At 57.9% G+C, this 11,208-nt stretch carries 10 protein-coding genes; 6 read left to right on the top strand and 4 right to left on the bottom strand.

Annotated elements, in window-relative coordinates:
* Window positions 1-26 precede the first annotated feature (26 nt).
* Genes HXW73_RS03515 through HXW73_RS03505 form a run of 3 tightly spaced genes read right to left on the bottom strand, consistent with a single transcriptional unit; the run spans window position 27 to window position 3,597 of the window.
* Window positions 27-2,036 carry a TRAP transporter permease gene (locus HXW73_RS03515; RefSeq protein ID WP_186254925.1) on the bottom strand — a complete coding sequence of 670 codons (2,010 nt, stop codon included), beginning with the start codon at window positions 2,034-2,036 and terminating at the stop codon, window positions 27-29.
* Window positions 2,037-2,065: 29 nt separating this feature from the next.
* Window positions 2,066-2,617 (bottom strand): DUF1850 domain-containing protein, encoded by a 552-nt coding sequence (locus tag HXW73_RS03510; protein ID WP_186254924.1) that lies wholly within the window; start codon window positions 2,615-2,617, stop codon window positions 2,066-2,068.
* A gap of 20 nt (window positions 2,618-2,637) precedes the next feature.
* The gene (locus HXW73_RS03505; RefSeq protein ID WP_186254923.1) at window positions 2,638-3,597 is read right to left on the bottom strand and encodes a TAXI family TRAP transporter solute-binding subunit; all 960 of its coding nucleotides are present in this window, start codon (window positions 3,595-3,597) and stop codon (window positions 2,638-2,640) included.
* A gap of 287 nt (window positions 3,598-3,884) precedes the next feature.
* On the opposite strand from HXW73_RS03505, the gene HXW73_RS03500 reads away from it, so the two are divergent.
* The gene (locus HXW73_RS03500; RefSeq protein WP_186254922.1) at window positions 3,885-4,631 is read left to right on the top strand and encodes a sulfite exporter TauE/SafE family protein; all 747 of its coding nucleotides are present in this window, start codon (window positions 3,885-3,887) and stop codon (window positions 4,629-4,631) included.
* 9 nt (window positions 4,632-4,640) lie between these two features.
* Here the strand turns inward: HXW73_RS03500 and lhgO are convergent, their stop codons facing one another.
* Entirely contained in the window at window positions 4,641-5,837 is a 1,197-nt protein-coding gene (gene lhgO, locus HXW73_RS03495; RefSeq protein ID WP_186254921.1) for an L-2-hydroxyglutarate oxidase, read from the bottom strand.
* 100 nt (window positions 5,838-5,937) lie between these two features.
* Here lhgO and csiR point away from each other — a divergent pair, with 100 nt between their 5' ends.
* The 5 genes from csiR to HXW73_RS03470 all read left to right on the top strand — a co-directional run bounded on the left by csiR (window position 5,938) and on the right by HXW73_RS03470 (window position 11,179).
* The gene (gene csiR / locus HXW73_RS03490) at window positions 5,938-6,627 is read left to right on the top strand and encodes a DNA-binding transcriptional regulator CsiR (RefSeq protein ID WP_186254920.1); all 690 of its coding nucleotides are present in this window, start codon (window positions 5,938-5,940) and stop codon (window positions 6,625-6,627) included.
* Between the two features lie 129 nt (window positions 6,628-6,756).
* The gene (locus HXW73_RS03485) at window positions 6,757-7,935 is read left to right on the top strand and encodes an acyl-CoA dehydrogenase (RefSeq protein ID WP_186254919.1); all 1,179 of its coding nucleotides are present in this window, start codon (window positions 6,757-6,759) and stop codon (window positions 7,933-7,935) included.
* A 37-nt stretch (window positions 7,936-7,972) separates the two neighbouring features.
* Window positions 7,973-9,187: a CaiB/BaiF CoA transferase family protein gene (locus tag HXW73_RS03480; RefSeq protein ID WP_186254918.1), complete on the top strand. Its 1,215-nt coding sequence runs from the start codon at window positions 7,973-7,975 to the stop codon at window positions 9,185-9,187.
* A 251-nt stretch (window positions 9,188-9,438) separates the two neighbouring features.
* A complete protein-coding gene (locus HXW73_RS03475) occupies window positions 9,439-10,251 on the top strand; it encodes an EAL domain-containing protein (protein ID WP_186254917.1) in 813 nt (270 codons plus the stop codon).
* A complete protein-coding gene (locus tag HXW73_RS03470) occupies window positions 10,244-11,179 on the top strand; it encodes a GGDEF domain-containing protein (protein ID WP_186254916.1) in 936 nt (311 codons plus the stop codon). The genes HXW73_RS03475 and HXW73_RS03470 overlap by 8 nt, the downstream gene beginning before the upstream one ends.
* Window positions 11,180-11,208 lie beyond the last annotated feature (29 nt).

Here is an 11,208-nt window from a genome sequence, read left to right as displayed (position 1 = left end):
AGGCGTCAACCTACCCCGTTAACAGGCTAGGCAGCGACAGCAGACTCCCGACGACTAGCCAACCAGTTGGCGATAATCGCCGCGCTCATGACCACCACACCGGCCACTTCGGCCATCAGGTTGGGGTAGAACACGCCGACGATAGCGCAAGCAATCGCCACACGTGACAGCCACCCCATGCGAGTGAACAGGTAACCTTCCAGCGCAGCGGCAAAAGCGCAAAGTGCCAGCAAGGCGATCACTGCGTTCCAGATCACCAGCGGCACCGGCCCGCCGACGATGATCTCCGGGTTGAACACCATGAACAGCGGAATCAGGTACAACCCCTTGGCGAACTTCCACGACTGGAAGCTGGTTTCCATGGGTTTGCTGCCCGCAATGGCGGCCCCCGCGAAACCAGCAAGGGCAATGGGCGGTGTCACATTAGAGTCCTGGGAGTACCAGAACACCACCAGATGGGCGACCAGCAGCGGAATGCCGAATTCTGTGGTCAGCGCCGGGCCGACCAACACGATCAACACGATATAGCTGGCGGTAACCGGCAGCCCCATCCCCAGGACCAGGCTAGCCAGCAATACCATGATCAGTGCGAGCACAATGTTCCCGCCTGAAAACGCCATCATCATCGACGAGAACTTAAGCCCCAGGCCGGTAAGCCCGACAATCCCCACGATGATCCCGGCAACGGCACAGGCCATGGAGACGGCGACGGCATTGCGCGCCCCCAGTTCCAGGCCTTCCACCAGTTTCCTGAAACCAGCCGCGGCCATCTCCTTGATGCTGTGGGCCGTCACCGTCTCACCCTGACGAGGGGCCACAAAAAAGAACCACAGCACATAACGCAACACGGCTACCGCCACCATGGTAACGACCGCATAAAAGCCGACGCGACTGGGTGACATGCTCATCGCCAGCAGCCATACCAGAACGCCCAGCGGCAGTAGGAAGTGCCAGCCATCCTTCATCACCTGGCGCATCTGGGGGAGCTCGCTTCTCGCCATCCCCTGCATGCCTTGCTTGAGCGCGATGATATGCACGAACAGGTAAACCGTCGCGAAGTACATGATCGCCGGCAAGATACTGATCTTGACGATTTCCAGGTACGGCGTATTGGTATATTCAGCGATTAAGAACGCCCCTGCCCCCATCAGCGGCGGCATGATCTGCCCCCCTGTGGAAGCAGCCGCTTCGATACCACCGGCCTGCTTGGGCTTGTAACCCAGGCGCTTCATCAGCGGAATGGTAAAGGCGCCCGTGGTCACCACATTGGCGATTGCACTGCCTGAAATGGAGCCCATCCCCGCGGAGGCCAATACCGCCGCCTTGGCGGGACCGCCCCGTTGGCGACCGGTCGCCGCGTAAGCCATGTCGATAAAAAACTTGCCGGCACCGGTACTTTCCAGAAAAGCGCCAAACAGCACGAAAATAAAGATATAGGTCGCGGCAACGCCCAGCGGCAGCCCGAAGATGCCTTCCTGGCCAAGATAGAGCTGACCGGCAATGCGATCAAAGCTATAGCCCCGATGCCCAAGAATACCGGGCAGCCACTCCCCCAGCCAGGCCAGATCACCACGCGGCCCCGCCATCGCGTAAAGAATCGCGATCAGCCCAATCATGGTCATGCTAAGGCCGACGGCTCGGCGGCTCGCCTCCAGCACGGTCACCGTCGCAATGCAGGCCACCGTAATATCGGTCTGTGACCAGAAACCGGCCCGATTGATGATCTCGTCGAGATACAGCACCAGATAGCCGCCGGTGATCACCGCACCGCAAAAAAACACCGCATCAAGCGCCCAGCCCACAACGCCTCTGGGGCGCGTGCCCCCAAACGCCGGGAACATTAAAAAGGCCAGCATCATGATCAGCGCCAGGTGAATACTGCGCTGATAAAACAGACCCAGCGGCTGGATGCCCGCTGAGTAAAGCTGAAACAGTGAAAGCCCTACCGCCACGATGGTAATGCACCACAACACAGCGCGGGGCTGAATCACGTTGCCGCCGGGCATTACCACCGAGGGTTGTTTTGATTCACTCATGGAGTCCTCGTCAGACGATATCTGGCTGATTAGTTTTTAGCGCTGGCGTCAGCCGTGTCGGTCAGGCTTAGCGTTACCCGTTCACCGGCTGCCCGGCGGCTCAGGCTGAAACGTTTTGTCTGACCATCACGCTGCCACACCAGACGGTGGTCAACGGCAGGCGCGCCGACACGCAATACATACTGATTACCCGGAACGGGCTCATCGATGTGCTCGATCCAATAGCCCCCCTGACCATCGGAAACCTGCTCGCCACGACCATAAATATGCCCCAAGCCAGCGGCAAAGTCGGGTTGGTGGCTGCGCTCCAGCTCCATCACGCCGGCGTGATTTCGGTAACAGTCCAGGACCGTAAACTTCTCAACCGAGTGCTGCCATTCCAGGCACCAGCGCGCGCCTTCGGGCATCGGCGCTCGGAAGAGCTGCTCACCCTGCTCGCTGGTCACGACCAGGAACTCAGACGCATTAGCCGGAGCAGAGGTAGACTCCGCTCCGGCTAATGGTGAGCCGGTTAGCCCCAGCACAAAGGCCGGGACTAACCTTACGGTCAGTGTCCAAGGCAGGCGTCGTAAGTGTTGCATGATGATCGCCTGCGCGCGGATCAGGGACGTAGACGATCCGGAATCTCGGCGTCAACTTCTTCGAAGTAGCGAATGGCGCCTGGATGCAGCGGTACCGGCGTAGACTCCATGGTGAACTCGATGGTGGTATCGTTCGCCGCCGGGTGTACCGCGATCAGTTCGTCCGTATTTTCGAACAGCAACTGGGTTAACTGATACGCCAGCTCTTCATCCATATCCGAGTTGACTACCAGTACGTTAGGAATGCCGATGGTTTGAACCGTTTCGTCCATGCCTTCGTAGAGACCTTCCTGCAGTTGGTAAGGCGCGAAGACTTCCACGGCTTCCCGAGCATTGGCCATCTCTTCATCGGAAAGACCAACAAGGCGGATGTCACGCGTGGTGGCCAGGTTCATGATGGAACTGGTGGGCGGCCCAACGCTCCAGAAACCCGCATCGATATCGCCATCGCGAATGGCGTCAGCGGTTTCGTTGAAGTTCAGCCGCTGGGGCGTGAAATCTTCATAGCTCAGGCCGTTGGCTTCCAGTACGGCGCGCGCGTTCAGCTCGGTACCGCTGCCCGGTGCACCCACGGAGACCCGCTTGCCTTCCAGATCCGCCAGTGACTCAATGTCTGAGTCAGCCAGGGTGACCAGCTGCACGGCGTTCGGGTAGACCGACGCCAGCGCGCGGGTATTTTCGATCTGGCGGCCTTCAAAGTCACCGGTACCGGTATAGGCTTGATAGACCGTGTCGGCCAGGGCCAGGGCCATATCGGCATCACCGCGCATGATCAGGCCCATGTTTTCAACCGACGCACCGGTCACTTCGGCGGTGGCCTGAGCGCCTTCAATATGCTCGTTGATCATCTCGGCGAAACCGCCGCCAATGGGGTAATAAACGCCACCGGTACCGCCCGTGGCAATAGACAATTGCTGGGCGCTGGCAGGCAGCGCAACGGCCAAGAGTGAGGCGGCAGCAGCTTTAGATAGAGTTCGCATAAGCGTTTCCTCCGTCCTGTTTGGACTTATAGGTATGGTTGACGATAGGGAGGTAATACATCCAACTTCCGATCCAATGGAAGTAGTCCCAATGAAATTAGCATGTAATCGCCGTTTGATGCCAACAACTCGGTGTTAAGGCACACCTTACTTCAACGCTTCACCAAAACGAAAAGTCGTCTTCGTGCTTTTAGCTGGCGAGGATTATATGATTAAAGGCTTATTGACGTTTCTGGAAAGGAGACCACCATGCTTGATCGACACTACGCCGTTAGCAGGAGTCTCGCATGATGCTCTGGGAAGCCGCCGCGCTGGTAGGCATCGGTGTTATCGCCGGATTCATCAACGTGCTCTCGGCGGGCGGTTCGATGCTGGCACTGCCGCTATTGATGTTTCTTGGTTTGCCCACCCAGGTGGCCAACGGCACAAACCGCGTCGCCATCGTGCTGCAGAGCGTGTCCGCGATCAGCAATTTCAGACGCGCAGGCGCCTCGCATGTCGGCCTGAGCTTGCGTCTTTCCGTGCCCGCCGTTGTCGGCTCGCTGTTGGGGGCATGGCTCGCCCTGCAGGTTAGCGATGCGCTGTTCGAGGCAATCTTGATTGCCGTCATGGCTGCCTCGGCGCTGGTGATGCTGCTACCGCAACCCAAGCTGGATACCCGCCCGCTCACCAAGGATCGCCTGACCCCGCTGATTTATCTGGCTATGTTCGTGATCGGCATTTACGGCGGTTTTATTCAGGTCGGCGTGGGCGTGCTGTTTATCATCGTGCTGTACCGCATGCTGAAAATCGACCTGGCTCAGGTCAATGTTTTCAAGGTGCTGATTATTCTCGTCTATAGCCTGCCTGCCCTGGCGATGTTCATGTGGTTTGACCAGGTGCGCTGGAGCTACGGACTACTGCTGGCGGTGGGCAGCATGACCGGCGCCTGGCTGGCGGTAAAGGTTAACATGAGCCCCCGCGGGGCGATGTGGATCAAATACCTTACCCTTGCGATGATCGCCGCGATCCTGCTGCGCCTGCTGTTGGGTTAAGCTTAAGGGTCAATCAATCAGCAGTGCCGCTACCTGCTTGACGATATGCGCCCCAATGGGCAATGCCGAGGTCGCCGCTGGTGACGGCGCATTGCCCACGTTGAGCGTGCGCCGGGTGTTGACGAACAGAAAGTCATCCACCAGCTTGCCGTCTTTGGAGACCGCCTGGGCGCGCACCCCAGCCGGGTATGGCAGCAGATCATCGGCCGTCAGGCTGGGGCAGTACTTGCGTACCAGCGCCAGGTAGCCGCGCTTGTAAAACGAGTTTTTCATTTCCGTAAGGCCCGGCCGAAAATGCTTGCCCAGCACCTTTAGAATACCGGGATGCGTCAACATCTGGCCCATATCCGCAAGCGACACATCGCGCTTACGGTAACCTTCACGCTTTAAAGCCAGCACCGCGTTGGGTCCCACGGTCACGCTGCCGTCGATCATGCGGGTCAGGTGCACGCCCAGAAACGGCATCGCCGGGTCGGGAATGGGATAAATCAGGTGGTTCACAATGTGGTTATGCTGCTCGGGCAGTTGGTAATACTCACCGCGAAACGGGCAGATCGTGAAGTCGGGCTTCTGCCCCAGCATGCTGATCACCTTGTCGGCCATCAGCCCCGAACACGACACCAGATAGCGGCTGGTGTACGACTCCTGGGCCGTGCTCACCACCACCTCCTGGCGACGCTCCTCCAACCCCGTCACTTCCGCGTTATAGCGGATTTCGCCACCCAGGCGCTGAAAATCAGCGGCCATGGCCCGGGTCACCTCGGCGTAATCGACAATCCCGCTGGAAGGCACATGAATACCCGCTACGCCGGTAATGTTGGGCTCACGCTCGCGCAGGGCATCGGCTTCCAGCCATTCTCGCTGCAGACCATTGGCCGCCGTGCGCTCCCAAAGCGCTTCCATGCGCTGCTTCTCAACGGCGTTTGTCGCGACCAGTAACTTGCCGCAGATGTCGTAGGCAATGTCATGCTGGTCACAGAATTCGCGGGTAGCGCGGTTACCCTCAAAGCAAAATTTAGCTTTCAAGCTGCCCGGCGTGTAATACACACCGGCATGAATCACGCCGCTGTTATGGCCTGTCTGGTGTTGTGCGGGGCCACTTTCTTTCTCAAGCACCAGTAGCCGTTTATCGGGGTAGGTCTGCTGGAGCTGCATCGCCGTGGACATGCCCAGGATCCCGCCACCGATAATAATAAAATCCCACATCAATCTCTTCCTCCAGGCCAAATTGATAACATTTTCTGATAATAGCCGTTATTCTGCTGGTGCCGATACTCTTCAGCCTTCACCAGGGAGCCACCACGCCATGGAGCCAGACGCGCCGCGTCAGAACCTCGCCATTCGCGCCTACCGAATGCTCAAGCACGATATTATCCGAGGCCGCTTCGCGCCGGAACAGAAGCTGCTGATGAGCCGCCTCAAAGACGACTACGGGGTCAGCACCGGCCCACTACGCGAAGCGCTATCGCAGCTGGTCGCCGACCATCTTGTGGTAGCCATCAGCCAGCGGGGCTACCGCGTTGCCCCCATGTCGCTTGCCGAGCTCAACGATATCTACGATGCCCGCGCCCAGCTAGAAGGGCTCATTCTGCGCCTGGCCATCGAGCGTGGCGACGATGACTGGGAAGCCGCCGTGCTCGCAGCAGCGCACCGACTGGCCAAAGTCACCGCCATCAGCTCGCCGGATGAACTGCTCGACGGCTGGGATCTGCGCCACAAAGCCTTCCATACCGCCATCGCCAGCGGCTGCAACTCGCCGCATTTGCTGCAAATGCGCGACACCCTGTTTAACCAGGTGGAGCGCTACCGTCATCTCTGGCTAAAGGAAACCGTCATGTCACCCACGGCTCTGGAACAAAAGCGCCAGGAACATGCAGCACTGGTCGACGTTATCCTAGCCCGCGATGCAGATCGAGCGTCTATTCTGATGCGCGACCATTTGATGACGCCGGTCCCCATCATTACCCGTGTGCTCAAGGCACGCGGCATCGAATAAATTCTGCGTTTTAAAAAAATGTAGATATTTTAAAGAAACGGCGATACATTGGTTTTAATATCACACCGACTGCCACGTTATTGCCGTGGTCGCTTGCGGGCGTCTGCGGGACTGCACCAAGGAGTTCACATGACACACTTCAACTGGGACGACCCGCTGCTGCTTGAGCATCAGTTGAGCGACGAAGAGCGCCAAATCCGCGACGCCGCCCACGACTATTGCCAGGAAAACCTTCAGCCCCGAGTGCTCAGCGCCTTCCGTGAAGAGCGTTTCGACCGCGAGATCATGTCTGAGATGGGCGAGCTTGGCCTGCTGGGCGCAACTGTTTCACCCGACTACGGCGGCGCGGGGGTCAACCACGTGGCCTATGGCCTGATTGCCCGTGAAGTCGAGCGCGTGGACTCCGGCTATCGCTCCGCCATGAGCGTGCAGTCGTCACTCGTGATGTACCCCATCGAGGCTTACGGTTCTGAAGCGCAAAAGCACAAATACCTGCCCAAGCTTGCCAGCGGCGAGATGGTCGGCTGCTTTGGCCTGACCGAGCCGGACCACGGCTCTGACCCCGGCTCAATGATTACCCGCGCGGAAAAAGTTGACGGTGGCTACCGCCTGACCGGCGCCAAGATGTGGATCACCAACAGCCCGATTGCCGATATCGCGGTGGTCTGGGCCAAGTCAGCCGCCCATGACAACCAGATCAAGGGCTTTATCGTCGAGCGTGGCGTGGAAGGTTTCACCACGCCGAAGATCGAAGGCAAAGTCTCGCTGCGTGCGTCGATTACCGGCGAGATCGTGCTTGAAAATGCCTTCGTTCCCGAAGAAAACCTGCTGCCCAACGTCAGCGGCCTTAAAGGCCCCTTCGGCTGCCTGAACAAGGCCCGCTACGGCATTGCCTGGGGCGTGATGGGCACGTCTGAGTTCTGCTGGCATGCCGCCCGCCAGTACACCCTGGACCGCAAGCAGTTTGGTCGCCCGCTGGCCGCCAACCAGCTGATCCAGAAAAAACTTGCCGACATGCAGACGGAAATCACGCTTGGCCTGCAGTCAGCGCTGCAGGTGGGCCGCCTGATGGATAGCGGCAACTGGGCACCGGAAATGGTCTCGCTGATCAAGCGCAACAATTGCGGCAAGGCGCTGGATATCGCCCGCCAGTCCCGAGATATGCACGGCGGTAACGGGGTCTCCGACGAGTACGGCGTCATCCGTCACATGGTGAACCTGGAGTCGGTCAACACCTACGAAGGCACCCATGACGTGCACGCCTTGATTCTAGGCCGCTCCCAGACCGGTATTCAGGCGTTCTTTTAATCATCTTGATGATTCATTACCTATCAAAGGAGCCTCTATGGGCGAGCTAACCAAACCCTTGGCCGGGATCAAAGTACTCGATATCTCCCGAGTGCTGGCCGGCCCATGGTGTGGGCAAATGCTGGCCGACATGGGGGCCGACGTGATCAAGGTGGAGCGCCCCGGCTGCGGCGATGACACCCGCCACTGGGGCCCGCCTTGGCTAGCGGGCAGTGCCGAATCGGCCTACTACCTGTGTGCCAACCGCGGCAAGCGCTCGGTCACGGTAGACATGGCGAAGCCCGAGGGCCAGGCACTCATCAAGCAGATGGCGGCTGACAGCGATGTGGTGATCGAGAACTTCAAAGTCGGCGGCCTCAAGAAGTACGGTTTGGATTACGAAAGCCTCAAGGCGCTCAACCCGGCCATTGTCTATTGCTCGATTACCGGCTTCGGCCAGGAAAGCCCCTACGCTCACCGCGCCGGATACGACTTCATGATTCAGGCCATGGGCGGCATCATGAGCCTGACCGGCAAGCCTGATGAGGAACCCGGAGGCGGCCCGGTAAAAAGCGGCGTCGCGTTTACCGATATTTTCACCGGGCTTTACGCCGCCAACGCGGTGCTTGCCGCGCTATACCAGCGCCGCGATACGGGTGTCGGCTGCCATATCGATATGGCGCTGATGGACGTTCAGGTAGGCGTGCTCGCCAACCAGGCATTGAACTACTTAACCTCCGGCAACGTTCCCCAGCGGTTGGGTAACGCCCACCCCAATATCGTGCCCTACCAGGCGTTTGCCACCCAGGACGGCCATATGATTGTCGCCGTTGGTAATGACGAGCAGTTCAAGCGCTTTTGCTCGGTGCTTTCACTGCCCAACTTGGCTGACGACCCACGCTTTGCCACCAACGGCATGCGCGTTCAGCACCGCGACCAACTGGTGCCCGTACTCGAAGCAGCGCTTGCACAACGCTCCACCGACGACTGGCTGGCAGCATTTGAAGCCGTGGGCGTGCCCAGCGGCCCGATCAATACCCTGGACCGGGTATTCGATGATGCCCACGTCAAGGCGCGCGGGTTAAAGCAAACACTGCCACACGCCCAGGCGGGACAGGTCGATCTGGTCGCCAACCCAATTCGCATGAATGGCGAATCCATCAGCGCCAGCACGGCGCCACCCTATCTCGGCGAGCACACCGACGACGTGCTAACCGATATTGGCATTACCTCTGAGCAGCGTCAGGCACTGCGCGATGCGGGCATCATTTGAACCAGATCAGCTTCTTCTGAATACCTATTCAATGGCGCAGTAACGAATCGCGACCTATTCAACGTCCCCAAGCGCCCGTCCGGGCGTTTTTTTGTCTTTATATCAGTCATCATTCAAATATTGTACAATACATATACAAAAGACTGACAAGAAACCAATCTATTGATAAGATTAACCTGCTATTGTGGCGATTAAGTCAGCAAAGCAGCGCTTGTACCGGTAGTGGCGAGCGCAAGATATCTGGAGATACGATGAGTCAGTGCGCGCGCGTAAACGGAACCTGCAAACGCTGTGAAGGCGAGCTGCCCTTCGATTTCACAATGGCCTTCCAGCCCATTGTGGATGTGTCGCTTGCCAAGATTGACGCCTATGAGGCCCTAGTCCGCGGACCGCAAGGTGAATCCGCCTGGAGCGTGATTTCACAGGTGACCGACAACTTGCTCTATCACTTTGACCAGGCGTGCCGGGTAAAAGCCATTGAAATGGCAAGTGCGCTCGATATGCCAACAGCGCTGTCGATCAACTTTTTGCCCAACGCGGTATACGAACCTCGAGCATGTATCCAGGCAACACTGGATGTCTCACAGCGTGTCGGCTGGCCAACCGACCGACTGATCTTCGAGATTACAGAAACCGAGCGCGTGCGCGACCGACAGCATCTATGCAATATCATCGATGCCTATCGCTCGATGGGTTTCAGAACAGCTCTGGATGATTTCGGTAATGGTTACGCCAATCTGGATCTGCTGACGGACCTCATCCCTGATAAAATCAAGATAGACCGCGAACTGGTGATGAACTGTGATCAGGATATTCGCCGCCAGTCGTTGCTTCGCTCGATCATTCAACTGGCCGATGAACTGGCGATCAAACTGATTGCCGAAGGCGTGGAAACGCATGCGGAAGCCTTATGGCTGGCACGCGAAGGCATTCCCTGCCAGCAAGGGTTCTACTACGCACGACCGGCTGTTAATGCCTTGGCTGACGATAAAGCCTTAACGCATCGCCTGATGGCGCTACGTGAAGAATCACAGCAAGCCCGCTTGAAGGTACCTAATGAATAGCTCCGCCTCGCCAGACATTCATCAGCTTCTGGACCAAACAAAGCGCAATACGGAAAACGTCATCAAGGCGGCGCCGCTGGGTATCTGCATTGTCGATCCAAATGGCAATTTTGAGATGGTTAATCCAGCCTACTGCAACTTTTACGGTTACGCCGAAGAGGAGTTGTTGGGCCAGCCTTTCACGATTGTGTTTCCAGAAGCGCATCGCGGCAAAATGCATGCTTTACACGATGCATTTCTCGCGGGCGAAGAGAGCCATGAACTTCGCCAGGAACTGGAAGTGCACTGTAAAAACGGCGAAGTTCGCACCATTATTACCGAGGCCGCACGTATTGAAGGTGCTGACGGGCAACCGCGGAAAGTCACCTTTATTGTCGATATCACCCAGCGCAAACAGCTCGAACAACGCCTTCAGCAGGCAAACGAGCGATTGCACTACCTCGCCCACCACGACGAGCTGACTGGCCTGTTGAACCGTCGGGCTGGCTTGCAGCGCCTGGAGCAGGAGCTAAGCCGAAGCTCGCGCTACCGCAGCCCTCTCAGCATTGCGATGTTTGATTTGGATAATTTCAAGGCGATCAACGATACCTATGGCCACAGCGTGGGCGACGATATTCTTCAAGAAGTGACAGCTAAGGTTAACGAGACACTGCGCGAGACCGACATCCAGATTCGCTTGGGCGGCGAAGAATTTCTGGTCATCATGCCCGAAGTGGATGCCGACAATGCGCGCCAAGCTATGGAGCGCGTGCGTAGTGCTGTTGCCCAAACAGCGTTTACCCAACGAACCTTGACGGTTACGCTCTCCGCAGGCGTGGCAGGTTATGTTGAGGCCTCTACCACCCGGCTACTTGATCATGCCGATAAAGCCATGTATCAAGCTAAGCAGTCAGGTCGCAATTGCGTTGTGGTCGCTTCATCTATGTAATCATGTAATCCTGCCTAATGCGCACTATG

Source organism: Halomonas sp. SH5A2 (assembly GCF_014263395.1).
Lineage (GTDB): Bacteria > Pseudomonadota > Gammaproteobacteria > Pseudomonadales > Halomonadaceae > Vreelandella.
The sequence above is the reverse complement of the archived record's forward strand: the minus strand, read 5'-3'. Positions and strand labels throughout refer to the sequence as shown.